Source organism: Streptomyces sp. BB1-1-1 (assembly GCF_031597775.1).
Taxonomy (GTDB): domain Bacteria; phylum Actinomycetota; class Actinomycetes; order Streptomycetales; family Streptomycetaceae; genus Streptomyces; species Streptomyces thinghirensis.
In genome coordinates this window covers 8,608,047-8,633,301 of record NZ_CP134203.1, presented here as the reverse complement: position 1 = coordinate 8,633,301, position 25,255 = coordinate 8,608,047, and the positions used below count along the sequence as shown (strand labels likewise).

General features: G+C 68.8%; 19 protein-coding genes and 1 pseudogene. 5 read left to right on the top strand and 15 right to left on the bottom strand.

All coding sequences use genetic code 11. The features are described from left to right. Positions 1 to 32: 32 nt before the first annotated feature. Positions 33 to 971 (bottom strand): helix-turn-helix transcriptional regulator, encoded by a 939-nt coding sequence (locus RI578_RS39740; RefSeq protein ID WP_310869172.1) that lies wholly within the window; start codon positions 969 to 971, stop codon positions 33 to 35. A gap of 84 nt (positions 972 to 1,055) precedes the next feature. Next, the gene (locus tag RI578_RS39735) at positions 1,056 to 1,292 is read right to left on the bottom strand and encodes a DUF397 domain-containing protein (RefSeq protein ID WP_310869173.1); all 237 of its coding nucleotides are present in this window, start codon (positions 1,290 to 1,292) and stop codon (positions 1,056 to 1,058) included. Between the two features lie 1,437 nt (positions 1,293 to 2,729). On the opposite strand from RI578_RS39735, the gene RI578_RS39730 reads away from it, so the two are divergent. Next, positions 2,730 to 3,389, top strand: coding sequence for an HNH endonuclease family protein (locus RI578_RS39730; protein WP_310869174.1), 660 nt, complete (start codon positions 2,730 to 2,732; stop codon positions 3,387 to 3,389). 91 nt (positions 3,390 to 3,480) lie between these two features. On the opposite strand, the gene RI578_RS39725 is transcribed toward RI578_RS39730, so the two are convergent. Then, positions 3,481 to 3,984 (bottom strand): lamin tail domain-containing protein, encoded by a 504-nt coding sequence (locus tag RI578_RS39725; RefSeq protein ID WP_310869175.1) that lies wholly within the window; start codon positions 3,982 to 3,984, stop codon positions 3,481 to 3,483. Between the two features lie 208 nt (positions 3,985 to 4,192). Here RI578_RS39725 and RI578_RS39720 point away from each other — a divergent pair, with 208 nt between their 5' ends. Then, entirely contained in the window at positions 4,193 to 4,462 is a 270-nt protein-coding gene (locus RI578_RS39720; RefSeq protein ID WP_310869176.1) for a DUF6207 family protein, read from the top strand. 458 nt (positions 4,463 to 4,920) lie between these two features. Further along, entirely contained in the window at positions 4,921 to 6,012 is a 1,092-nt protein-coding gene (locus tag RI578_RS39715; RefSeq protein WP_310869177.1) for a hypothetical protein, read from the top strand. Between the two features lie 10 nt (positions 6,013 to 6,022). On the opposite strand, the gene RI578_RS39710 is transcribed toward RI578_RS39715, so the two are convergent. Then, positions 6,023 to 6,226, bottom strand: coding sequence for a hypothetical protein (locus tag RI578_RS39710; RefSeq protein WP_310869178.1), 204 nt, complete (start codon positions 6,224 to 6,226; stop codon positions 6,023 to 6,025). A gap of 543 nt (positions 6,227 to 6,769) precedes the next feature. Between RI578_RS39710 and RI578_RS39705 the strand changes: the two genes are divergently transcribed. Continuing rightward, entirely contained in the window at positions 6,770 to 6,934 is a 165-nt protein-coding gene (locus RI578_RS39705; RefSeq protein WP_310869179.1) for a hypothetical protein, read from the top strand. A gap of 173 nt (positions 6,935 to 7,107) precedes the next feature. Here RI578_RS39705 and RI578_RS39700 read toward each other — a convergent pair. Beyond that, positions 7,108 to 7,953, bottom strand: a pseudogene (locus tag RI578_RS39700) (IS5 family transposase). A 526-nt stretch (positions 7,954 to 8,479) separates the two neighbouring features. Here RI578_RS39700 and RI578_RS39695 point away from each other — a divergent pair. Further along, on the top strand, positions 8,480 to 9,706 hold the full coding sequence (locus RI578_RS39695) for a hypothetical protein (protein ID WP_310875621.1): 1,227 nt from the start codon (positions 8,480 to 8,482) through the stop codon (positions 9,704 to 9,706). Between the two features lie 422 nt (positions 9,707 to 10,128). Here the strand turns inward: RI578_RS39695 and RI578_RS39690 are convergent, their stop codons facing one another. The 10 genes from RI578_RS39690 to RI578_RS39645 form a co-directional block, all read right to left on the bottom strand. Next, complete coding sequence (locus RI578_RS39690; protein WP_310875620.1) at positions 10,129 to 10,938, bottom strand: ATP-binding protein; 810 nt, start codon at positions 10,936 to 10,938, stop codon at positions 10,129 to 10,131. Further along, the gene (locus RI578_RS39685; protein ID WP_310875619.1) at positions 10,935 to 12,497 is read right to left on the bottom strand and encodes a Mu transposase C-terminal domain-containing protein; all 1,563 of its coding nucleotides are present in this window, start codon (positions 12,495 to 12,497) and stop codon (positions 10,935 to 10,937) included. Before RI578_RS39685 ends, RI578_RS39690 begins: the two co-directional genes overlap by 4 nt. Positions 12,498 to 12,521: 24 nt before the next feature. Further along, positions 12,522 to 13,166 carry a type I-E CRISPR-associated protein Cas6/Cse3/CasE gene (cas6e, locus tag RI578_RS39680; protein ID WP_310875618.1) on the bottom strand — a complete coding sequence of 215 codons (645 nt, stop codon included), beginning with the start codon at positions 13,164 to 13,166 and terminating at the stop codon, positions 12,522 to 12,524. After that, complete coding sequence (gene cas5e, locus RI578_RS39675) at positions 13,163 to 13,972, bottom strand: type I-E CRISPR-associated protein Cas5/CasD (RefSeq protein ID WP_310875617.1); 810 nt, start codon at positions 13,970 to 13,972, stop codon at positions 13,163 to 13,165. Before cas5e ends, cas6e begins: the two co-directional genes overlap by 4 nt. After that, a complete protein-coding gene (gene cas7e, locus RI578_RS39670) occupies positions 13,969 to 15,132 on the bottom strand; it encodes a type I-E CRISPR-associated protein Cas7/Cse4/CasC (RefSeq protein ID WP_310875616.1) in 1,164 nt (387 codons plus the stop codon). Before cas7e ends, cas5e begins: the two co-directional genes overlap by 4 nt. Before the next feature lie 206 nt (positions 15,133 to 15,338). Then, a complete protein-coding gene (gene casB, locus RI578_RS39665; protein ID WP_310875615.1) occupies positions 15,339 to 15,968 on the bottom strand; it encodes a type I-E CRISPR-associated protein Cse2/CasB in 630 nt (209 codons plus the stop codon). Then, positions 15,968 to 17,509: a type I-E CRISPR-associated protein Cse1/CasA gene (casA, locus tag RI578_RS39660; RefSeq protein WP_310875614.1), complete on the bottom strand. Its 1,542-nt coding sequence runs from the start codon at positions 17,507 to 17,509 to the stop codon at positions 15,968 to 15,970. The genes casB and casA overlap by 1 nt, the downstream gene beginning before the upstream one ends. 315 nt (positions 17,510 to 17,824) lie before the next feature. Beyond that, on the bottom strand, positions 17,825 to 20,695 hold the full coding sequence (locus RI578_RS39655) for a CRISPR-associated endonuclease Cas3'' (RefSeq protein WP_310875613.1): 2,871 nt from the start codon (positions 20,693 to 20,695) through the stop codon (positions 17,825 to 17,827). A 2,664-nt stretch (positions 20,696 to 23,359) separates the two neighbouring features. After that, positions 23,360 to 23,656: a DUF3732 domain-containing protein gene (locus RI578_RS39650; protein ID WP_310875612.1), complete on the bottom strand. Its 297-nt coding sequence runs from the start codon at positions 23,654 to 23,656 to the stop codon at positions 23,360 to 23,362. 590 nt (positions 23,657 to 24,246) lie between these two features. After that, positions 24,247 to 24,879, bottom strand: coding sequence for a hypothetical protein (locus tag RI578_RS39645; protein WP_310875611.1), 633 nt, complete (start codon positions 24,877 to 24,879; stop codon positions 24,247 to 24,249). Positions 24,880 to 25,255: the final 376 nt, after the last annotated feature.

The window sequence follows — 25,255 nt, the reverse complement described above, 5'->3', positions numbered from 1 at the left end:
ACCCGCCTGCAAGGCGGATCTTCAAGGCGGGGTCAGACTGGCTCCTCGGCGTGGGCCGCATAGCGGTCCCGTGCCTGCTCCAGCATGGCCCGGCTGTCTTTCCTTCGGGCCGAGGCCTTCGCCAGATTGAGCAGGACCAGCCGGTACTGCTCAATCTCGGCGGTCCTGCTGAGGTACATCGCGCTGTCGATCAACTCCACATAGACGAGCTCCGAGGGCCCGCCGTCACCGAAAGTCAGGTGGGTGATGGGGTAGCTGGGTGCTGCGCTGGCGCTGCGGTCGAAGGGCACGACGCGGATGTTGATCCGGCCTTGGTCCGACAGCTGGATGAGATGGTCGAGTTGGCGGCTCATCACAGCAGGCCCGCCTACGGGCCGCAGGAGGATCCCTTCGTCCAGCATGGCGATGATGTCGGGCCGCTGAGGGCTGCGGATGATGCGCTGGCGTTCCAGGCGGAGCCGGACCCGGCGCTCCACCTCTTCCGGCCCCGCTCCGGGCAGACCGTTGGTGACCAGGGCCCGCGTGTATTCCATGGTCTGCAGCAAGCCCGGGACGACGTGGTTCTCATAGCAGTAGATGCGGGTTGCGCCGGCCTCGAGACCGATCAGCCGTTTGAGCCAGTTGGGCGTCACGTCGCTGTACTGCTGCCACCAGGCGTTGTCCTTGGCCTGTTGCAGGAGGGCTTCGATCTCGTGCACCCGGTCGCCGGCCAGCCGGTAGTGCGCTACCAGGTCCCGCACGTCGCGGTCCTTGGGCGGGCTTTCACCCCGCTCCAGACGGCTGAGCTTGGAGACCGAGCCGCGGATGACCGGGGCCACGTCCCGCAGAGCGAGATTGCGCTCCTTGCGGGCCTGGCGCAGCGCCTCCCCCAGCAGGCGGGCCGCCACCTCCGGCCTGGCGTTCTGCCCGGTGCTCCCGGGCACCGGTGCCGCGGCGGCCTCATGCAACCCGGAACCGGAACCGTCGGACATGCCAGCCCCCCTGCGAAACGGCCTTGGATCCGCGCCAGTTTCGCAGACTCGCATACTGCGTGTCCGACGGTTGCGGTCGGCCCGTCAGCCGGTCAGGTGGTCGAACTCGCCGGCCTTGGCCCCGGCCAGGAACGCGGTGATCTCCGCCGGGGAGTACACCAGTGCCGGACCATGGGGGTCACGGGAGTTGCGCAGGGCCACTCCCCCGCCGGGCAAGGCCGCCACTTCAACACAGTTGCCGCCCGTAGCGTTGCTGTGACTGCTCTTGATCCACAGCGCTCCGCTGATGTTCTGCGCCGGAAGCCCGTTGCGGTACTGCACAGCCGTCACCTTCTCTGGTCGCTCGACGATGCCCCACCGAACGAGTCCCTCGAGGGCTCCGCACACGGACCTCTGCATTGCTTCGCGGGACATGGGATCCCATATGCAATTGCACGGAGGGTGGGTTGCCAGGATCGTAGCCGCCTCAGCGGCGACGCGGTGTCCCCCGAAAGAGGCACACGGTGAACAGATATCACCGCGCCGACCAGGCGTGATGCGACTGAAGGCATGCCAGGGCAACGACCGCGCCCTGCGCCTGTACATGAGCAGGCGCGGGCTGTTCGTTCAGGCAGGGCCGAGCACTCAGGCAGCAGAAGACGTACCGATGTTCGATGAACACGCTGACTTTCGGGTCTCTGCGGCGCGATGAGGCTCCCGCAGCGCGCTGGCGCTTGAGTGCGTGTCCAGTTGAGCGTTCTCAGGCATGCGGCAACGCTAGCGGCCGGCACTGACAACGGCTCTGACGTGCGGCTGCACTCGTACGGGCCGACTGCGCCGGCTCCACTCGATGTAGACCTCCACCGGATGCTGGGCGGCCACCCGTCCTAGGTCAAGATCACCCGCTGAGAGGGAGGCTCGCACATGAGACTCCTGGTCGAACAGTATGGGAGCCCTCCATGGCCTTCGCTTCATCGAGGCAGAGGATGCCGACGCCTACCTCGACGACGCAGCCGCCATGGGCTTCGCACGCCAGCTGGTAGTGGCCGGGAACGGCTACCATCAGTAGCTCTACAGCTTTCAGGCGAACACTCCGGCCAGGTCGGCATCCGTATCCGGGAGACCCTCCCTCCGCTCCGGGCGAGGTCGAAGGCCGCCTCTTAATCACCCTCTCAGTCCGAGACCGGAACCCTGGTCGTCAATCAGCTCGGCCTTGGCCCCGCAGAGAGACGGACTTGCCCCGCCCAGGTGTGCGTCGGGGAGCTGCCTGATGGACCTGCCGCCAGGCCATGGGCAGCCTTCGCGAAGCGGCACTGCGAGATCTGGCCGCGTCTGGACGGCGGCCCCCCTGTCGGACAGCTGGCGGCACACCGCACACACCGAGCGCTACGTCCTCGACCTGGCATGGGAAGACAACCGTCCCCACGGGACATCGAGGACGACCGATAGTTCCAAGAACGGAGTTGCCGACGTTGCGGCATCCAAATCCGTCCGCGGCAGCCCTATGCACAGCAGGCCCCAGGAGATCATTCCCGCGCCGGGCGCCGGCGCACTTCGCAGGGCACAGGCGCTTCTGCCACGCCGAGTACACCGTGGCCAGGGCCTGCTACGGCCGTCGCTCGAGCAGCTGCGGGCACTCATGGAGGAAGCAGCTCCATTCATTCAGTGATCAGCTGCGGCTGGATCGAGGCTGGAGCCGGTATGACATTTCCACTCACACGGGCGGCGCACTCGGCAAATGGCTGATCGCGCCCCGGCGTTGGCCGCTATCAACGGTCCATGGTCATCTCTGTGCTGCGCGGCCTGGCCGCCGCGTCCCTCGCCCTTCTGTCCGTCGCCGCTTCCACGCCGGTCCACGCGGCGGAGACGCTGCCGCTCGCTGAAGCGGTCAGCCGCCTGCCGGTCGCGGCCGAGTCCCGTGAGGGCTACGACCGTGACGCCTTCCGCCACTGGAACACCGGCGACGATCCGGCCGACGGCTGCTCCACCCGCAACGAGGTCCTGCTCGACGAGGCCGTCGAGCCGCCTACGGTCGGGCCCCGGTGCCGGCTGTCGGGGGGACAATGGTGGTCCTACTACGACCAGGTGTGGGTGACCTCGGCCTCCGGACTCGACATCGACCACATGGTGCCCCTGGCGGAGAGCTGGGACAGCGGCGCCTCCGCATGGACATCCGAGCGGCGTGAGGCGTACGCCAACGACCAGGGCTCGGCCACCAGTCTGGTTGCGGTCACGGCCCGCTCGAACCGGTCCAAGGCCGACCAGGACCCGGCCCAGTGGCTGCCGCCGGCCACCGAGGTGCACTGCCGGTACATCGCCGAGTGGGTGGGCACAAAGCTGCGCTGGAACCTGAGCGCGGACGAGACCGAGGTGGCAGCCCTGCAGGAGGCTGCGATCGGCTGCCCGGAGCAGAGCGTGGCCTACGAGCCCGTCGCATAGTTCCCAGCTCGCCGCAGGGCGGGCGGTGATACGCAAGCGGATCGGCCGCCGGGCGTGTGCCCGGCGGCCGCTTTTCCCGTGGGGGGCCGATTCAGCCGTGGTAGGTGATGTAGCCGTTGCGGTCCTTGTCGTTGGCCTTCTGGGTGTAGGCGTGGACGTCGGCGCGGGCCCCGGTGGGCTTGTAGAAGTAGATGGTGTCCTTGTCGTTGTTCCAGATGAAGTTGCAGTTCTGGCGGTAGACGACGTTCTTGGCGTCCGAGTCGGTGCCGCGGCCCCCGCGCAGGCTCACCTGGTCGCCGGGATGCAGCGTGTGGCTGTTCTTGAAGGTGAAGGAGTTGCCGGCGGCGTCCTTGACCTTGTAGCCCTTCAGGTTCACGGTCGCCGTCTTCGAGTAGTTCTTGATCGTCAGGTACTCGGCAGCGGTGTTGCCGCCAGAGCACTTGTTGGAGTCCCGGCCCGGGGCGTCGTACTGCACGCCCTTGATCTTCAGGGCCGAGGAATACTCGGCGGCCTGCGCCGGAACGGCCATGGCCAGGCCGAGAGCGGTGATGGCCGCCGTGGTCGCGGCAGCGGTCAGAGTGCGCCTGATGCGCATGAGGAATCCCCCCTTCAGTGGTGCGAATGGAGCGCCCGGAGCCTACCGGACGTGATCAGGTAGTGGAGGTCGAGTGGAGAAAACGTGACTACTCATTGCCCGGACGAGGCGGATTCCTCCTGCGACGCGTCCCCGGATAAACGGCGATGCACGACGTATCCCGCTCGTAAACTGATGCGGCCGATCCGGCCCAGGCACGCTCGTGAGGGTGAATACAGACAGCATCCAGAACCGCCGTGTTGAGCGAGGCGTCGTCCCGGGCATGGAAGCGATCAACGAAGTACACGTGTCCGAACCCGGGCTGATCGTGGTCGATGTCGCCGCAGCCGACGACGCGACTGCATTCGCCTTTCACACGGCCCTGGCCTCCCGATGGGCCACAACATCCGTGGAATGCACAACTCGCGAGGCCGGGCAGCCGGGTGTGCGACTGCGTTGTTACCTCGACCTGCGCCAGTCGCCCCTCGATCCGCCCTGAAGCCGCCCACAGCTGCTATTGAGGCGGCTACGGCGTGACCGCGGTGATTGGCGCCGGGTCCTCACCACCGACCACACATCTCACTCTCTGGCTGCGCCCTGGGCATACCTCAACTTGTCCCGCAGCAGCTGTGGGCTGCCCTGACCCCACCGATGCCCGCTTGCAACCACATACTGCCCAGTGGAGCCGAGAGAACGAGATATTCCACCAGGGACGCCGCCCTGGCGCCGGCGGTGGAGTCTCGGGTTGAACCACAGGCCTCTGAGCGTCCAAACGACCTTCACGACAGTTGGGCGGACGAGCCTGACGCCGAGGATGTCCATCGACGACCGAGAGCACCGCCGATGCGGGCGCGGTACCGCCAGCTGGCACAAGGCCGTCGGGTAGACCGTCCATGGCGTCCAGTGCCCCGCGCTGACGCCCGCGGATTCGGCTATGCCCTTTCGTACCTTGAGCACATGGTGAGAACACAACCTGGCGCGGCCGACAGCCACTTGATCCGGATCGTCGCCGTGTCCGGACTGAAGCTGAGCCCGTACCAGCTGGAGCGATGGCGTACGGCCGGGCTGGTACCCCGGCGTTCAGAGACGCAGGTGACGATCGGTGGACGCACGGTTCACGCGCCGCAGACAGTCGCTCTCGTTGCGGGCCTTCTGGTTTGCGCTCCGCGGTGCCGGAGCAATGATGATCTGGCACTGCTGGCGTGGTTCAACCAGGTCCCGGTGCCCTTGGATCCTGTACGTGCAGCCCTGCTCAAGGCCTACTTTCCTTACTACAGCAAGGCCCGTGAGAGGGAGAACGAGGCATTGCAACGGATCCCGGCCGAGCACCGCGGGCAGGAGGGGCCGTGGTACGACTGGGCAGAGGCGGCAGCCTCCGTGGACATGGACAACAGATCGGCTGTCCAGCAGATGAGGGCCAATCTCCGGCGCCGCCGGGATCTGGTGACTGCATCACGCACCGAGCTCGATGGGCGGGTCTGCGGCGTGCTCACCTGGCTGAATGCGCCGGCCCTGCCGACGCACGACGGCGTGTTCATGGCCGACTTGCGGTCGGCCATGGCCTTCGACGGACCACCCGAGCAGTCGCGTGCAGCGTGGCTGCTCGCCGCGCACTACCACAGCGAACAGCTCGCGGACCGCGGCGAGACATCGGGGGCAGAGCGGCTTAGCACCTTCCTGGCCGTGACCGACAAGGAACTGGGCTTCCTGCGGGAGCAGGTGTGTGAGTCTTTGGACGCTGTGGGACGCATGGCGTCGGAGGGACGCCTTCGCCATGTCGAGGTGGAATCCGCCGGGATGGCTCGCATGGCGGGCCGCATGCTCGTGGAATGGACGACCGCGCGCCGGGCTCACCCGCCGGGATCACGCCCTGCCCAGGTGCTTGTGGACAGTCTGCGCAGCCTGTGGTCCCTGTGCTCGACCGATTCCGTCGGGGAGGGCCGCGGAGCGTTTGAGCGCCGGACCCGGTCCGGCTGTGAGGGGGGGGCCGGCACCCTAAAGGAGGCGGCAGACCTCTCCGATACGGAGCGCCCGGATGGTGGCCGATGACGGCGGGCCTCTACCCGTCCGTCTGCAGGTCCAGGACCTTACGGACGGCGACAGCGAAAGCCGAGATGAGCGTGTCGAGCCAGTTCTGCTGTTCAACCAGGTCTTCCCGCAGGCTGCTTACGTCGAGACCGTTGCCGCGTGCCTCAAGGATGTCCATAAGAACCATTGCTATTTCGCACGATGCGTCCCGCAGTTCCTCGGCTGCCGCGACCACCTAGTCTGGTCCTTCCACCATGACCATGGGCAGGGCGCGTAGTACTACGTCCACGGCTTGCCACAGCGGGAGGAAGAAGGAGGGTTCTCGGTCCAGGACCTGAACGAGGCATTCGATTTTCAGCCAACCTGATATTGCCTGATGTCGGCACCCGTCGTTCGTGAGTGCCAACCGTAATGATGTGGGGCCTCAAGGCTGAGCACTCTTCGGCTGCCCTCGAAGAGCAACCCGCACAGCGGACCCAAGTGAGGAACAGGACGATGCTGGAGGGTGCGCTGGTAGCGGGCGAATGTATCGCCCGAGCTGCCATGTGCAACAAGTAGATGTAATCCACACCTCAACAGGACGATGTCAACTCGCTGCATCATCAGGGAGCGGCCCCCCGCTCACGACGGAGGGCCGCTGATCGATGACCGTCCCGATCGAGGAGGAATCATCAACATCGAGCCTACGCGGCGAGAATCCGCTCAGCCGCCTGCAGCCAGCGCGACGAACCGCATCAGCCTCCCAGGTCCTCTCACAGTCGCAGGTGGTGGCGGAATCATGGCGCTCCTGACAGGCGCAAGCAGTGGCCTGGTCCCCGCCCTCACCATCGAAATCCTCATCCTCGTCCTGCTTCTCTTGGTCGCCGTGCCAGCCGTCTGGTCCCGCAACCCCGAACGGCGCGCGGCCTCGAAGGAGGTGCTTAGCAGCCTGCTTGGTCGATGACCTGGAACTCTCGCCAGCTGGGCCCGCTGCGCTCACTGGGCAGGTGTCACTGCCACACCGTCAGCACACCTCGCCCATGGGGAGGGAACCGCGAATGAGTGCCGCTGCTAGATGCCTAGTCACAGCACTGTGCCTAGCGCCGCGGCCTCTAGAGGGTCTAGGCCTCGTTTGGATCAGCGGGCGGACCAGAGGAAGATACCCGCAATATGAGGTCCGGCGAGGTAGATGGTGGCGGTCTCCTCGTAGCGGGTGGCGATGCCGCGCCACTGCTTCAGGCGGTTGATGCACCGCTCAACGGCGTTGCGTTGCTTGTATGCCTCGCGGTCGAAGGCCGGCGGTCTGCCGCCGGCCTGTCCGCGCTGTCGCCGGTTGGCCTGCTGGTCGGCCCGTTCCAGTATCACCGTGCGGATGCCGCGCCTGCGCAGGTGGTCGCGGATCGCGCGGGAGGAGTACGCCTTGCCGGCCAGGAGCAGGCCCGGCCTGGTGCGGGGCCGTCCAAAAGGGCGGGGAACGCCGCAGGCGGGCCGTGACGTCCGTGAAGGCGGGTGCGTCGCCGGCCTGGCCGGCGGTGAGGACGAACGCCAGCGGCCGGCACCGGCCGTCGGCCGCGAGGTGGATCTTCGTGGTCAGTCCGCCGCGAGACCGGCCGATGGCGTGATCGTTCGGCTCGTCGGCTGGCGCCCCTTCTTGCGGGCCCCGGCCGCGTGCTGGTGAGCGCGCACGATGGTGGAGTCCACGGACACGGCCCAGCTGACGTCTTCATTCGCGTCGGCCTTGGCCACCAGGGCGGTGAACACCCGCTCCCACGTGCCGTCGACGGCCCACATCCGCAGCCGGTTGTAGACGCCCCGCCAGTTGCCGTACTTCTCTGGCAGGTGCACCCTCTGGGTACCGGTCTGGAACTTGAAGGCGATCGCGTCGATCACCTCCCGATGGTCCCGCCAGCGGCCACCCCGCTTCGGCGTCCGGTCCGGGAGCAACGGCTCGATCCGCGCCCACTGCGCATCAGTCAACGGCACACCCGGACCAACGACCGGCTGATCCAAACCAAATGGCTTAGCCGGACTCCAAGCCGCGCACGGAGGAGGCCAGCGAGGGCTGTGCCGGTGACCGGACTCGCCCACCGGCACACCGGCGAAGGGCGCCGACCACGAAGGGCATGCATGTCAGGGTGCGCTCCGGCGCCCGTCCTGGAGGCCTGTCGGCGAAGTTCACCCCATGGTGCGGCGACAATACGAACGTGAGTTCGGGATTGGAACGTGAGCGTCCTCTTCCGGGTTGTTCACAGCGCCTGCGCGGCGCGGCCCGGTCAGGAAGCAGGTCGCGCCTGGCAGCCTCCGGCCCATGTGCTCCAGCATTGATGTCGCCGTGCGGGCCGACGGTGCGCTCTATACCTCCCCGGCGCTACGGGTCTTGTGGAATGTGCGTTCGTGCGAGGTCGCAACGATCGTGTGCCCGACCTGCGGGGCGGCCAGGCGCGCCCCGTGCCGCACTCTGCGGGACCGTCCCACGGCCGCCCTGCATCGCGGCCGCACCGTCCGCTATGTGAAGATGCGCTTCGCCCTCGACCTGGCCGAGCCGCACGAGCGGCCTGTCCGCTACCGGGCCGGTCCCGTGCTCTCCGGAGTGGGTCTCAAGGCCACCCGTGTGCCGCACCAGCAGCCGTGGCGGCTCCCCCTGCATGAGCTGGCGGATCTGGTCAACGTGAGCTTCTTTGACCTGGCAAAGGTGGTCACGGCGCACGCGTGCGGGCTTCAGCGCACCGGTCTGGACGAGTTGCTCTTCGGTCCGGACCGCATCGAGCAGAGTATCGATGCCCTTACCTACGCGATGCACGACCGGCAGATCCGGCGCGAGGTCTGCGTCCTGTCCGGCAGGCGTCGCGAGGAAGTGGAGGATCTGGCCGTGCAGGAGCGGGCCGTGCGGGACAGGCTGCGCGATGCGGAGCGGCGCCTCAAGAGACACCGCATCGCGGAGCTCACCGCCGCGGGGGTTCTCCCCTTCCCCGCGGCCACCGACGACTCCCGGCGTCTGGCGCGGGCGTGGCTGGGCCGGTACCTCCCGGACGAGAAGGAGGCGCTGGTACGCCGCCTCGCTGCGGACGCGGGGGTCGCGCCCTCGGCAGCCGTCCACATCCGCTCCATCCCGGAAAAGATCACACGCTGCATCGACAACGGATGGCTCGCCGCCCCTCTCACCGACGCGGTGCGCGAGCTGATCGAGCTCGACGGGCTGGCCTTCCGGCGGCGTCTCATCGCCGACGCCGCACAGCAGGACGCCCGCGACGACGCACTGTGCCACCCTCTGGTGCTCAACCGGTGGCGCGACCAGCTCACCGAGGCCCTCGCCGAGACCGCCCCGAGCGCGGCCAACCCCCACACCAAGCACCTGCACGACCTCACGCTCACGAGCCCGCCGCGAAGCGCCGCACAACTCGGACAACTCCACGACCGGCGACGCCTGTTCGCCGCACTGCTGCAACGCCGCTCCGAGTCCGTCCGGCTGATCACCGCGCTCAACGACGGCATGTCCATGGCCGAGCGCCAGGATCCCAGCTACGAGCTGCTGAAGAAGGCCGGGGACCAGGCCTACGACGAACTCGTGCGCCGCCACCCCGACCTCTACCAGCACATCCGCACGCATCTGGCCCGGTTCGAGACGCGCTACGGACGCCTGCAACTCACCGTGCCGCGGGCCCAACTACGCGCCCAGATCTACGACGAGCTCGACCGCATGCGCCCAGCGTGCCCGACCGCGGCCGCGCGCCGCTGACGTCCTGCGGGGCCAACTCATGAGCGAGGGTCCGGTGGCGCATCAGTGCTGGGGGAACCGGCGCTGTGACTGACCACGGCCAGCGGTCGACGACCTGCGTCGCCTGGAGTGCCCCGGCTGGGGTGCCTTCCACGAAGAACGGCGCGCAGTCCCGGCAGGCGATCTCCATCTCGGGTCGGTTCGCCAGCCATGCGGCCAGGCTGGACGTCTCCCGGTCAGGCAGCAGATCTACCGGCCGGCGGGACTCGACGTCGACGAGCACCATCACCAGTAGCGTCCGGAGGGCGGACCCAGACGCTCCCACACGGTCTGGGCGCATTCGTCTCAAGGTTTTGTGAGGAGCGGCCGCGGTCGGTCAAACGGCGGAGCCGCTGCGGCACGTCCGCACTCCGACTTCGCTCTAAATAGGGGCCCCGGTGCGGTCATCTGCGTTGGGGGGTGTGGCGAGTGGTGGGGTCGATACGGCTGAGTACCCAGCGGATGAGGTCCTTGTTCAGGGTGAGTCCGGGGTTCTCTTCGAGGGCATCGTGGAGGAGGAGGGTGATTCTTGCCCAGTTCCTGAATGATCCGTGGCCTGCCATGTCGTCGGTGTACAGGATCAGTTCGGGCTGCGCATCGGCCCAGATCCGCTGGTAGGCGGGGATGACGGCCTGGACTTCGGTGGGGGTGAGGGAGCTGAACTGGTACCAGTCGAGGATACGGGAGTGCAGGGCGGGGTTGTTGAGGATCTTCTGCCGTGCGTTGCCGCTGCCGACGAGGATGATGGGGGCGCGGCGTGCGTCGTCGCCCCACAGGGTGCGGAAGTACTCCAGTGCTTTGGTCCCGAGGCCTTGCGCTTCGTCGATGAGCAGGACGCGTGGCTCGGCTTCGAGTGCGTCGTGGATCTGCTGGTCGCAGGGGCCGACGGACTGCGGGGGTGGTCCGGGCAGGTCGAGGCGGCGCCAGAGCTGGGTGCGGATCTCGTTCATGTTGGCGCCGTTGTTGTAGCGCAGCCGTACGGTCGTTTCGGGGGCGTGGCGGCGCAGGACGGTGTGGACGGCGAAGGTTTTGCCGAGGCCGACGTGTCCGTGGATGCAGACCAGGGCGTTGTGTTTGATGGCCTTGAGGATGCGGGTTTCGGTTTCGGCTACGGCTTTGGTGGCCATGGCGTTGGCTCCGGTGAGGCCCAGGTAGTGGTCCTGGCTGGGTGGTGGGAGCTGGCTGGGGCGGGGCGCGGTGGCGGGGGCGGTCACGGCTGCTCCTCGGGTGGTGCGGACGGGGTGGATGGCGGTGTGGTGCGGGGGTCGAGGGGCCGGGTCAGCGCGGCGTCGGGTTCGGGCAGCTTGATGAGGTCTGGCAGTGCCTCGGCGGCCGGGGTGAAGCCGTCGAGGGTGCGCAGGTGCTCGAGGGCCTCTTCTTCGGGCATCGTGTCCAGGGGGACGGGTGGTGTGGGGCGGGTTGCGGCCGCGAAGCGTTCGTTGCGGTTCCTCTCGGCCTTCTTCAGTTGGGCGCGCAGGCGGTCGGCTTCGCGGCGCCGGGCTTGTTTGAGGCTGAGGGCTTGCTCCCGGGTGGCTTGTTGGGCCATGACGGCGGCGCCGAGGTGGCGGCCGGTGTGGGGGTCGTAGAGCTCGACGCGGTGGTCGTGGTGCGGGAGGTAGCGCAGGTGGACCTTTTCGCCGACGCGGCCGTGCATCCAGTCGGCGATGTAGTTGCGCTTGCGCCAGCGGACACCGCCGTTGTTGATGGTCAGGGGCTTGCCGTGGCGTTCGAGGGTGTAGGTGTGGAGGTCTTCGGCAGTGACGGTGTCGATGAGCGTGGGGTCGGCGTCCCAGGCTTGGCGGGGAGTCTGGCCTCCCAGGCTTTTGGGGGTGTTCTCGTGGTTCCAGTGGTGGACCCAGGTGAGGACCCGGTCGACGAACGCTTCGAAGTGAAGCAGTGGCTGGTCGGGGTCTACGGGTTTGCCACCGCGGAGGGCGGGGGCGTGGGTGTAGCCGGGCATGCCGGCGAACAGGGTCTTCTTGACGGCTCCGTTGACTGCTTCGACGTTGCCTTTGCCTTCGGGGGTGAAGGGAGGCAGGGCGATGATTTCGGTTCCCAGGACGCCGAGTGCGTCGGTGACCGTGGCGCACAGGAATTCCTTGCCGCCGTCGACGCGCACGTACCTGGGGATGCCGCCGAAGGGGCCGTGGTGTTCGTCGATCAGGATGGCGTCGCGGATGGCGACGAGGACGCCTTCGCGGCTGGGGCGTTGCGGGCTGATGGCGAGGCCGCAGATGGCTGAGGTGGCGCAGTCGACGAAGAAGGTGATCCAGGGTTTGCGGATGTGGCCTTCGATGCGGACTTTGACGCTGGCTTCGACGTGGTCGGTTTCCCAGGCGTAGTTGCGGTGGTGGCGTTCGCGTTCACCGGACACGTCGAAGCGCCGGCGGGCCTTCTCCCCGGCGCGGAGGCCGGCCCGCATGCCGGGGGTGAGGGCCTTGTTCGTGGCACGGTGGAAGGTGGGCAGGGACGGGACGGGGTGGCCTTCGGCGCGTAGTTCTCTCCAGGCGGCGGTGGCGTTGCCGCGCCAGCGGGCCACGGCGTCGAGCATGTGCGGGGTGAGGACGAAGCTGGTGCGGCGGCTTGGGGGTTGGTAGGTGCCGTGGTTGGCTCGGGCGTTGGCGAGCCAGCGGTCGACGGTGCGGGGGTCGACGCCGAAGGCGTCGGCGACGCCGACGATCCGGGTGCGGGTGAGCCGCTCTGACTGCTCGAGGGTGTAGAGGCGGTAGATGGCTGCGGCACGCAGGGCGTCGTGGTCGGGCGGGTGGGGCATCCGGGGTGTGCTTTCTGGTCGGGGTCAGGCCGGGGCGAGGGAGAGCAGGCCGGCTCCGTAGCTTTTTGCCCGGCCGATGCCGTTCTTCAGGGCGTCGGTGAGGGGGGTGGTGTCGGTGATGCGGGCGAGGCCGTCGAACTGGGTGAGCGTGAAGTAGGGGGCCGAGCGCGTCACGCGGGTGCGGGGAAAGGGGCGTGGGAGGGAGGTGATGGTGACGGGTTCGAGGCCTGCGGCGGTGGCGCGGCGCTGCCACCAGGCGAGGGCGTCGTCGCCGGTGAGGTGGGTGATCTTGCCGCGGCGCTTTCCGGTGACGGGGTGGGGGGTGGGGTTGCCTGCGGAGCGGGCGACGGTGGGGGCGGCGGTGATGCGGTAGCGCACAGTGCGGCCGAGGGTGAGGGAGTTCAGCAGAGGGGTGAGGTCGAGGGTGCGGGCGGTGCCGTAGTGGGCGGGCAGGGCGGTGAGGTCGGGCGGGTTGGCAGTCTGGACGAGGAGGACCGGATCGGGTCCGGGTTCGGTGCGGAACAGGAGGCCGGCCCTTGCCCGGGGGGTGGGGCCGGCGTGGTCGGGGACCAGACGCATCAGGGTCTTGTGGATGCTGTCGACGTCGGCGAGGTCTGCTCTGACCGCGGGATGGCCGGGGTCGAGGATGAGGCGGGAGAGGCTGGTCACGCGGGTGCTCCGTGCTTGTACGTGGTGAGGGCGTCGAGGGGTCGGGGGCCTGCGTAGAGGTGGGCGGGTAGGGCTTCGGTGGTCATCCACAGGGGGCGTGGCACGTGGCGTCGGGCGTGGCGGGTGAGGTTGAGGGGTTCGCTGGTGCTTTCCCGGTCGGGTGGGGTGGTCGGTTCGGCGCCTGGGGGTGGGTGTTCCCAGACGAAGGTGGTGGGCAGGTGCGTGTCGGCGGGGGCGGGGGGCCGGTTGCGGGTGAGGGGGGTGCGGGTGAGAAGTTCGTTGACGGGGTCTGGGCTGTCCGGGTTGAGGACGAGGGGTTCGTCGGGCAGGCAGGCGCGGCGGCCGAGGAAGAGTCCGAAGCGGGGACGTTCGAGGGTTTCGGCGATGTGGCTGATGAGGGCGACGGGCCCAGTGACGGCGACGGTGAAGACGGCGCCGGTGAGGTAGTCGCGGTGGGAGACGAGGGTGGAGGCGGCAGGTTTTCGCCGGGTGCCGTTGCCGGTGAGGAGACTCTGGTCGCGGGGGTGGCCGCCGCCGACGGTGTGGAAGTCGCGGTAGGGGGTGCCGGGCTGGTCGATGCGGATGGTGACGGTGAGGTCGCGGTGGCTCGGGGCGGTGGTGTCGCCTGATGTCCGAAGGTGGGGGTAGGGGTCGAGGGCGTGTTCGCGGGGGCGGCCCTGGGCGGCGGCGAACATGCCGATGAGTGCGGAGCGGGTGGGGAAGGCGCAGGTGTCGCGGTAGTGGAAGACGCCGCGTTCGCCAAAGGACTGCAGCAGGCCTGCCAGGCGCAGGACGAGGCCGGTCACGGCCGGCCCGCGGGAGTGAGGTCGGCGGTCGCGGCGGCGGCGCAGGCGGCGGCGAGGTCGTCGAAGGATGGGTGGCGGGCGCCGAGGTCCTTGATGGGCTTGGCCTGGGTGCTGGTGTGTCCGTGGGCGACGAGGTGGCGGGTGCCGAGCAGGCGGCTGATGGTGGCGGCGTAGTCGGCGAGCGCCTGGCGGGCGGGGGCGGTGTAGCCGCCCTGGGCGGGGGCGGTGACGGGCTGTTCGAAGGCGGCTCCGTAGGAGACGGAGCGGCGGTCGCGGACGGCGTAGTGGACGAGGTCGGGGACGGTGTGCGGTGCGGTGGCGGTCTTCTTGCCGCCGGGCATGCTCAGGATGAAGTGCTGGACGAAGAGCTCGACGAGAGCGTTGACCGTGGCGGCGGTGGTGGCGGGGCCGAGGTTCGCGTGGAGGTCGGTGATGTTGATCGTCGCGAAACGGTAGAGGACGCTGGTGGTCAGGAACGCGGTCTGGAGGTGGGCGCTGCCGAAGTCCCCGCTCTGGGGGAGGTCTTCCACCGCGGTGAAGAAGTCGGGCTGCGGGTCGCTTGGGTGCACGGAGAAGGCGGGGGCCATCTGTACGGCTGCTTCGACGTGGCCGGCGGGCAGTTCGGCGAGCATCCGTCCGAACAGGTTGATGCTGGCGGTGCGGCGGGTCAGGTGGGCGGCGAGGTCTTTGGCGGGCAGGACCGGCGCGATCTTCTTCTTGGGGGTGTGGGCGGCGAGTGCTTCTTCGAGGTCGGTGCGGTGCTTTTCGCACAGGGCGACGAGGTCGTCGATGACGTCCGTCGGGAGGTAGAGCATCGCCTGGGTGCGGTAGCCCTCCTGGTCGTTGTGCTGCAGGCCGTCCTTTTTGGCCGAGTGGACGATCTGGGCCGCGGCGAACGTGGCGAGGTCCTCGGGCCACTGGGCTTCCTGCAGTTTCCGGGCGACCAGGGGCGGCACCATGCGGGTGCGGGCGGCGTGTTCGCCCAGGTCCTGTTCGACGTTGAGGCGGATGGGGCGCTTCCATGCCTGGGGTGAGACGAACGCCCGGGTCGTGTTCCCGAAGGAGATGGTCTTGGGGTCGTTGTCGGCGTCGCGGTTGAGGTTCGCCGCGGTCACGGGCTGGAGGACGTGCAGGTCGAGGAAGCGTGCGGGGGTGTGCATGAGAGGGCTCTTTCGCGGTGGGGCGGCGGGCATGCCGCTGGCGCAGCCCGCGGACGGGGCTGCCGGAACAAGAGAGGGCGGTGCGGTGAGGTGCTGGTGACCGGTAAGTCATGCGCCGTCGGGCGATGTGGCGGTCGGGCGGGCGCCGGAGTTGCCGGCGGCCTGTGCGGGGTGTTGGCCGGAGCGAGCTGTCGCCGCTTCGTGCTTCAGGTGCGCCGGGGTTCGGGGGCGGCGAGGTAGAAGGCGTCGCGCCAGCGCAGTCCTACCTGGTCACGGCGGTAGGGGCGTTGCACCAGGTCGTGCAGGAGGACTCCCCAATCAGGGGTGATGCCGTCTTTGAGGAGTCGTGTGACGGGTGCGGGCAGCCGACGGTGGAGTTGGTCGTCGCTGAGGCGGGTCAGGAGGTGGAGAAGGCTTTCGGTGCGCTCAGCTCCGTGGCCTGCCCGGTGTACGGCGGTGGCGAGGGTGGCGCCGAGGTTCGGCCGGGCGAACCAGGCCGCCGGGTCCGGCTCCGCCGCCGGCTGGGTGGGGGCGACGAGGAGGCCGGTGGGGTCGTCTTCCGGGCTGAGCGGGCCGGGGTCGTGGTCGGGGCGTACGCCGGGGGTGTGGGACTGGGGTCCGGCCATCGCGATGAGGCTCGCGACGGTGTAGTAGGCGCGGCGCCCTTGGCGGTGTGCGGTGCGCCGGGCCAGGTAGCGGTCCATGGGGGCGCATTCCTCTACGGGCCGGCCTCTGCCCCGGCTGAGGCGGACGCGGACGCCGGTTTCGGCGCACAGGAGGTGGATGTGAGCGACGAACGCGTCGCAGGAGGCGCGGTGTTCGGTGGCGGTGGGCATCAGGCGGCTTTCCGGGGTGGGGCGGGCCGGCGGTAGAGGTCTTTGACGGCGTGGGCGACGGCGCGCGCCGCCAAGGTGTGGCGGGTCCGGGCGGCTTCGGTGGTCTCGCGCAGTGCGGTGGCGGCGGCGTCGGCGAAGGCGGTGGCGGCTGGAGTGTCGGGTTCGTCCAGGAGCCGCCGGAAGACCGTCTCGGCCTTCGGCCAGTACCGGGTGAGTGCCCTCTTCGCCCAGGATGGCTGTGTGGTGCGGCTGTGGGTGGCGGTGTCCCAGGCTTGTTTGGCGACGGTTGCCAGCCGCTGTGCGGTCTGTTCGGCTTCCCGGCAGCATTCGGCGATGCGCTGGGCTTTGACCGGGTCGTGTTCCTGGGTCCAGTTCAGCAGGGGCGGGGTGAGGGCGGTGTACCACTGCCGGTCGACGGCCTTGCCGTCCTGGTCGAATCCGTGGACGCGGATCCGCAGGCTGCGGCGCACGGGTTCGGGAAGGTCGTTGAGGGTGTCGAAGACGGCCGGCCGGCGGTGTGTGCCGTGTTCGTCGGGTGCCAGGAGCAGCGTCTCCAGGTCACGCCACCACGCGCGGGATGCGTCGGCGCGGTGGACGGTGCGGCGCCGGGCGACGTTCTTGCGTTCGGGGGTGATGCGGTAGGCGAGGTAGGGGTCGGTGGTGATGGGTTTGGGCTGCTGGGTGGCCCAGGTGAGGTAGGCGTCGGTGACGGTGGTGCCGTCTTGTCCGGGGACGAGGAGGATCGCGTGGCGGCTCAGTCCGGTCAGTTGCCGGCCGGGCCAGGTCACCGGGCGGTGGGAGGCGGCCTGCGGGCCGGGTGGTGCGGCCTCTTCCCAGGGGCAGGCGTCCGCGCCTGGCGGCTGGTCGTCGCCGGTGAAGGCGGGTACACCGGCCAGGAGCGTTTCGTGCAGGGTGCGGCCCAGAGGGTGGAAGGACACGCTGGAGCGCAGGGGCCCGCTGGTCTGCTTCTTGCTGGTGACGCCGTCCAGGGTGCGGGGGGTGCCGGTGCCGGCACGCCCGTAGTAGTGGTGGATGAGCAGGAGTTGCAGAGCCTCGGCGGTGGGAACGGGCTCGGCACTGTGGTGGCCGTGCGGGCTGAACCAGGCGAGGTTGTTGCCGGCGGGACGCCCGGGCACGAAGACGTTGATGCCGGTGCTGTGGTCGCACTGGGTGCGCAGCGAGGGGTCCTGCAGCCAGGGCCTGATGGGGTCGAAGACGTCCCAGACGTGCCGGCCGAAGTAGGCGTGGACGGCGTCCGGGTCGAAGCGGCCTTCTGCCAGGCGGCTGCGGCGCAGGGCGTTCCACTGGGATGCGGTGAGTTCGGGGTCGTCGAGGCCGGTGATGCGGGCCGCGACGGCGACCGCGATCCGCAGGAGCGCTGAGGCGGCCGGGGGGTGCGGCAGAGCGAGGTCGTCGATGCGGTGGGCGTTCAGGAACAGGGCACGCAGGCCTACTTGGTCGTACTGGTAGCCGGTGCGGACGTCGATCCAGGGGGCATCGGCCGCGCTGAACGTGGTGGTGGATGGGGGTAACGGGGACAAGAGCGTGTCTTTCGCAGAACCGAAGGGGCGGATGATGTGGTGAGGGGGTGCGGTCGGCCATGGGCCGGGGTGTTCTCGCGCGGCCCGTCGCTGTCGGGGCACGACGGCAGCATGTGCCGCGCATGGCCGGCTGCTGCGCACGGGCCATCACCAATGCCCTTGTCGGGCAGCGGAATGATGTGCGAGGTGCGGCCAGGGGTTCGATGGGCTGCGGGTACAGCGAATCATGCCGCCGCCGCGTCTCACGACCGGTAAGAAAGTCCGACGATCAAGCAATGGCGTAATGCTTTCGGCGCCATGCTTCACGCTCTGTGATTACTGCTGTTTGCGGTGTTGGAGGCCGAGTTCCTCGTCCAGGCGAAGCCAGTGGTGGCCGAAACGGTGTTCACTCTCACGGGTTACGGAATCGGTGGGCAGCAACACGATGTCGGCGAGCAGGGGGTGCTGCTTCCAGCTGGCGGGCGGCTGATGCCGGGCGGATGTGCGGGTGACCCAGGCGGCCGGGACGGGCAGTGAGTGGTCGAGGATGCTGCGCAGGTGGCGCGGGCTGAAGTGTTCTTGGTCCGGGAGCGGCAGCAGGCCTGCTGCGTCGAGCGTCAGGGTGCCGTCGGCGCTGCGGTAGCAGGGCAGCAGCCGGCGGGGCAGGAGGCCGGGCCGGGTGGCTGCCTGGGCGGTGGTGAGGTGCTGGCGGTGCAGGTCGGCCAGGGAGGAGACCCGTTTGGCCGGGGGCACCAGGTGGACTGCGCTGAGCTGCTCCTGGCGGCCGGTGCGGGACTGGTGCGCGGCGGCCATCTGCTGCAGCCGTGTCGTCTCTGCCGCGAACCCGGAGGTGACGCCGTGGACGTGTTCGACGAGAGCCTGGACATCGTCGGGAACGACGAGCGGCTCCTTCTCCAGGGACGGCAGGAGCCGGGCGGTCGCATGGAGAGCGACAGCGGGCTCGGCCGTGTCCCAGCCGGGCGGCAGAGCGGTCACACCGCGGGAGTTGACCGGATCCAGCACCGTCAGCGTCGGCATGTTGTCACCGTCCTCCCACCAGACGGGCCGGCGCTCCTGTCCGGTCCACAGGCGTGTGAAGCGGCCCAGGCGGCCCAGACGCTGCAGCAGACGCGCCACAGAAGCAAGATCGCTGACCATCAGGTCGACGTCGATGTCCAGGCTCACGTCGAGGAGGCTGGTGGTGACGACAACGCGCCGGGCCGGGCGCCGGCCCGTCGGCCCCAGTCGGCGGCGGATGGCTTCCAGCGTGTTCTGCCGTCGGCGCCCTCTCACCCGGGCGTGGACGAGGACCAGGTCGTCAGCAGGGCCGGCCCAGATGCGGCGCAGGGACGCGTAGGTGTCCTGCGCGTCGGCGACGGTCGCGCACACCACGGCCGCGCACCCGCCGTGCCGGATGACCGCCTGGAGCACGTCGGCGATCACCGCCAGCCGCTCCCCCGCCTCGACCGCACGGCCGGCCGGCCCCAGCCGCCGGTAGGTGACGGGGCGGACGCGGATGCGGGCGGTCCTGCGCTGGGCGGCCCGCTGCTCATCCTGGGCCGGCCCGGACATGCGGTGGGCGGTGGCGGTCGCCGCGTCCGCGAACAGCCACCCGGGGTAGCCGGGAGCGAACGAGGCACCGTGCAGACCGGTACGGCCTGCTCCCGACAGGTAGGCCCGCACCAGCTCGGTGGCGGTCGATGCGGGCATCGTCGCCGACAGCAGAACGACCGGGCAGTTCAGGGCTCCCAGCCACTGCAGCAGGCGCAGCAGCTGGAGCTGGCTGAACGGGTCCAGTGCGTGGGCTTCGTCGACCACGACGGTCTTGCCCGACAGGGCCAGCATGCGCAGCGCACTGTGGCGGACGGGCAGGACGGCCATCTGCGCCTGGTCGGTGGTGGAGACGGTGTACTGGGCCAACAGGGCGTTGTCCCGGCCGCGCAGCCACCGGTCGGGCCCGGCGGTGCCCGGGCCGTACTCCCTCTCGTCGTCGGCGCCGAGGTCGTCCTGGCCGTCGGTGAACGGGACGTCGGGCGGGCCGTCCAGGACAGTGCTGTCATCCGGGGACAGGCGCCGGCCGGCGTATGCCTCGTTGAGGTCGCTGTGGTGGTGCACCAGCGTCACCGGGGCGTACTCGACCTGGTGGGCGCGCACATACCGGTCCAGGACCTCGTAGGCCTGGTCGGCGGCGGCCGTCGCCGGCAGCAGCCACGCCACCCCCTGAGTACCGCAGTGCCCGTTGAAGATCCGCGCCATCTCCAGCGCGGCCACGCTCTTGCCCGTGCCCATCGCGTCCGTGACCACCGCGATGCCGCTCCCCCGCTCGGCGACCAGGTGCGGCAACTCCTCCATCACCGAACGCTGCAGAGCGGTGGGCTCCGTGAGCCCCGGGTGCGCGGTGGTGAACGGAATCTGGTCCAGTGCGAAGCGGGCGAGGCCGAGCCGCTCCACTTCCTCCTCGGCCTGCCGACGGGCGCGGCTATGGTGCTCGGCAGCGCCGAAGGACGGCGTGTCCGCGTTGGGCACCCAGTACCGGCGCTGACTCGCGACCCGGTCCGCGACCATCGTCAGCCCCGTGATCAGCACCGCAGCCTCCACCGACAGCCGATTCGGAGCCTCATCGACGCCGAACAGGTGCCACAGCAGCCGGGCGTAGCGGCGGCGCAGATCCTGCCACGCGGGCCCGCCCAACGTGGCCTCCACCCGCCGGGCGGACGCCGCCCCGTCCACGTCGAGTTGCAGGAACCGGCCGTGATGCCCGCCCAGACACTGAGCTGCACGCACAGCGGGACTGTCGTTACCGCCAACGGCGAATCCCAGCTCCCCCAGCAGCTGCAGCCCCACATGCATCGACGCACGCGCGTGCGGCACATGCACCACCGGGCCCGTGTCTGCCAGCAGGTCCTCCCCCAGCCGCACATACGCCGCAGGCTCGAGAGCCTGGAAATACGGGATCAGCTTCCCGATGTCGTGCATGGCAGCCACGAAACACACCACTGAACGCGCCTGCTCCTGCGGCATGTTGAGGCCTGCGCTGACGACCCGGCGCTGGCTCGGGGTCACAAACCGGTCCCACAGCACCCCGGCCACCGCCCCCACATCGATCAAGTGGAACAACAGCGAGTACACCCTCAGCGTCGTGCGGTCGAACTTCCCCCACGGACGACGGTCAACGCCGTCGTACCGGGCATCCTCAACAACTCCCATCCCCCAACGCTGCCACCCCGTGCTGCTCACGAGACCACGAACGCCAGAAAGCAGAGATTCCTGCCGTGCATCCAGTCCCGTGTGCCATCATCTCCCAGCCAGTCAGAAGCAAATGACAGGCACACCATGCCAGAACGGCCGGGCCGGAGAGGGCAGCGCCCGCGCGAGCGGGAGTGACCCGCCGCTGCTCGCGATGGCCCACAGCGCCGACCAGCAGCGCCCGCGCGAGCGGGAGTGGCCCGGCGAGGTAGACACGGCGGCCGCCTTCGCAGTCGCAGCACCCGCGCGAGCGGGGGTGACCCGCGCACCGGCAGCAGCTCTACGTAGCCGGCGCCGCAGCGCCCGCGCGAGCGGGGGGACTCGGCGACGTACTCCAGTGCGTTTCCACAATGGGGTGGAGCCTGCGTGAGCGGAGTGGAATTGGCCTTCCGTGGCTGCAGACTTTGCACGTAAGTAGTACAGTCCGTGCGTATCAGAGTTGCTCAGCCAGCGACTCATGAACCAGGCCAGTGCAGCCCGCGGAAACGTGAATGACTCGACGACCGCGTCCCGGCCCACGATTCGCCACCGGTAGCGCCCGCGCGAGCGGGGATGACTCGACGGGCACGATGATCCGCGCGACCTTGGTGGAGTAGCGTCTGCGCGAGCGGGAGTGACTCGGCAGGATTCGGGTCGGTGACGTCGATGATCAGGTAGCGCCCGCGCGAGCGGGAGTGACACGACCATCAGTAAGAAGACGAACAAGCAGAAGACGCAGCGTCCGCACGAGCGGCGGCACCCCGGGGCGCCATCGGGTTGCCACTCTCCCGGAACGGACGGCGGACACCGCGGCCGGACACATACATGCGGCAGCCCCTACCGTGGCCTGGAGATCGCTCGCCTGCGCCACGGAAGAGCGGAACGCCCGCGCGAGCGGGGGCACCGCGTCCAGCGTCTTTGCCGCGTTGGCCGTGGGAAACTTCGTGATCTATCCGGCCGCGGAGGCGGCGGGCTGTCGCTTCCGGGGGCCAGCAACAAGGTCATCGGCTGGCTGGCGACTTCTGCAGTATGCCTGGAAGCAGTACGAGATCGTCGGTCGCATCATCATTCCTCTACCCAAACCCAAGCAAAAGACGGGCAAATGCGCTAGGTTGCCCAGGTCAGAGAGGGTGACGCCCGCGCGAGCGGGGATGACTCCCGGCTCTCGCTCAACACCCGTTTCGATACGCCGTACCGCCCGCGCGAGCGGGAGTGACTCGACTTTGCCTCGGTCGACGACGAGTGTCTTGGGCGTGGAGCCCGCGCGAGCGGGAGTGACTCGAGGGTGGCGAACCGGATCGGACGGAGCCCGCAGTAGCGCCTGCGCGAGCAGGAGTGACTCGGCCCGGGAGGTGAGCATGTTGTCCGCCGTCTCGTACCGCCTGCGGGAGCGGGAGTGACCCAACGCTGGTGTCGATCCGGGTGGCCAACGGCCTGAAGAACCCGCGCGTTTGGACGATGAGATAAAGCCTGCGGAAGCGGGGATGATCCAGACTTCCTGTCCAGGACGGTGACCGCAGCGTTGCCGAGCCCGTTGAGCGGGAGTGTCCCTGTACGACCCTTACCGGATCAGCCGTCGTCTGCAGAGCCCGCGCCAGCGGGAGTGACTCGTCCATCGAGTGGGCCCGCGCCCTTCTGACCAGAGAGAACCCGCGCAAGCTGCGTGGCCTCCAACGGCCTCGTCTCATCCTCGTTGCTGTACTCGTAACGCCCGCGCGGGCGGGAGCGACCCGTGCTGCCCAGCCCTACCAGGTGATCACCCGGCTATCAGAGACGCGCGAGCGACCTTGAAGCAGCACTGCGTTCCGCAGAGAGGAGCTGGCGGAAGCCCGCGGTAGCGGGAGTGCCTCGTGTAGCAGGGCCGACTCTGCCGCAGCATCGGTATAGTGCCGGGCAGAACCCGACCGGCTAACACTCAAGTGCGACTTCGTGATCTATCCGGTCGCGGAGGCGGCGAATCGTCGGTGCCGGGTGACAGCGACAAGTTCATTAGTGGGCGGGCGGCTTCCGAAGCACGCCCCGGAGGCAGTACGAGGTCTTCGGTCGCATCATCCTTCCTCTACCCAAACCATGCAAAAGGCGGGCAAACTGCGCTAGAATGCCCAGGTCAGAGAGGGTAACGCCTGCGCGAGCGGGGATGACTCGGTGGCCGCGGGCACGAGTATCTGTCCGTCGGCGTAAGGCCCGCACGAGCGGGGATGACTCCCCGGCCACCACGATGCCCACGGTGATGAGATAGAGCCAGCGCGAGCGGGAATGACTCGTACGCGTACCTGCTGAACGGGCTGAACGCCAGGTGGCGCCTGCGCGAGCGGGGGGACTCTCCTGGAGCTCTTGGCTGGCAGGGCCCGACCCGTAGTGCCCGCGCGAGCAGGGGTGACTCGGCCGTCGTCGGCCGAGTCACCGAGACTTCCTGGCAGCCCCGCGTGTGGGGTGCCTCATTCTCAGCGGCTAACCAGCACACAAGGCCCGCTAGAGCCGAAGTGACTCATAGTCGACCGGCCCATGTGCAACACACGCGAACGCGGTCGGTATGAAGCCTGTGTGGGAACCATCTCACTACACCTTCAGAAGGAAAAAGCAGGTCACAGCTGCCCGGTCCGTGTGGTCCTCGAGGGTTTCTGAGGCTTGGTCGACTTCCGACCGTTACCAGACCTGGGTCGGCTGGTCCAGCATCAGGATGCGCGGAACGGGACGGCCTTGCGGGGAGGAGCAACGATGCAGAGCGAGATGGACGTTGACGTGGGAGCCGACCCAGTTCTCTCCACTGCCGATGCGGAAGAGGGGGGCCGGTGCCTGTTCAGTGTCGGTCACGACGGTCAGGCGGCTGACCTGGCCGGTATCGGACGGGGCTCGGCATCGCGCTCTGCTCGGCGCTGCGCGCCGGTCCTCCTCCGCCTTGGCGATGACTGCCCACTGCCCCGAGCCGCAGTTCGGACCCATGGCTGCACGATCAGCCCTCCGAGGCGGTGGCCTGGCCTCGTGTGGCAGCCGTCCCGCGATCACCTGAGCCTCGGTGCCTGCAGACCCTTTCAAGGGTCAGGTCGAGAACGCACGTCGGCTGGTGAGCCCGGTGCCGCGGCCTGGTCACCTGCTTCACGGACCGCCACCGTCCCGGCCGTAGGCGGGCTCGCCGAATACGCCAACGCATGAGCAGCGCAACGCCCGTTGCCACAGCACAGAGTGCCAGGCCAGCCGCTGCGCTGTGCTTGGCGGCGCGGTCTGCGGCATGCCTGCGGTCCCGCGCCGCCGCCTTCTGTCACTGCCTGCGTGTGGGCGTGCCGGCCCCCTCCGCCCCTGCGGCGTGCGAGAGTCTCACCTCTGCGCCTGCCCGCCAGGCCGTCCGGATGCGGTGACGGTGGTGAGTGCAGTCGCACCGACCGCCACAACGGGAACGATCGCTTCTGAACAGTGGGCGAGCGCCAGAACTACGACAGCGACCATTGACGTCAACGCGGTGAGGGCGCCGATCAGGCTGAGCCACCGCGAAGTAGACGCCGGCACGACGTCGTGAGGGGTCACGACGTCCTCTTTCATGCCTCCTCCGCCGATCGTGGCTTTCCAGCGGCCCCATGCTTGCGCTGCCGGTCACCGAGCCGGAGCAACCTGCGTCGCACCCGCTCACCGAACTGCTTGGGGTTTGTGGCGCCGCTGCGTCGCGCGGCCTCGGTCCAACTGCGAACGGAAGAGTCACGGACATAGAGGAGGGCGACATCCCGCTCATCCGGGTCCAGCGCGGCCAGGATCTCCCTTACACGCGGATCATTGATGGTCTGATCGGTGCAGGATCCGTACGGCCGGACCGTGTCGGCCGCCAGGTCGCCGAGGGTGAGTCCGTCCGTGGTCGGCGCGTCGAGCAGGGCCACCCGGCGGCCCTTGACCTTGTGCTCCCACAGTGGTTGGAGCTGGGTGTGGGGGCGTTCGGCCTCCCGTTTGACGTGCCGGGGGATCAGGAGTCCGGCGTCGTCTTCGTGCAGCATCGGCACCCAGTCGCCCATCAGCGCCGTGGAGGCGGCCTCTCGCCACTCGGGACTGTTCACGCCGCGGATGCCCAGCGTGTGGCGTGCAACGTGTTCGACCACCTCGTGATGCCCGTGCACTGCCGAGTGCTGGCCCTCCAGCAGGCTGGTCACCGGCCCGTAGAACAGTGCGTATCTCCGTGCCATCTCCACCGCTACGGCCCCCAGTAGCGCCTGCTCGTGGCCGGAGAGAGATGTGCGGGGCGGAAAGGTATGCGTCCGTGTCGAGAGCCGAGTGGTGATGTTGGCAACGGGGTACTGCAGATCGATGTAGTCGAGACCCTCGACTCCCACGGGCGGCGGCACGGGACGTAATGGGTCCACAGTCTGTACTCCTCCTGGTAGGTAGCGGTCTGGAAGGGCGGTGAAGCCCTACTACAAGGCCCGGCAGATGTCTCTTTCAGCACTGTCCCGTCAAAAAGTGATAGATCACACACATCCCGGTCGCGCTGGACCGGACGTGACACTCTCCCCCGCCTAAAGGCGGGGGCTTCTCGGCTTACGCCGGGAGGTTTCCTGCTTA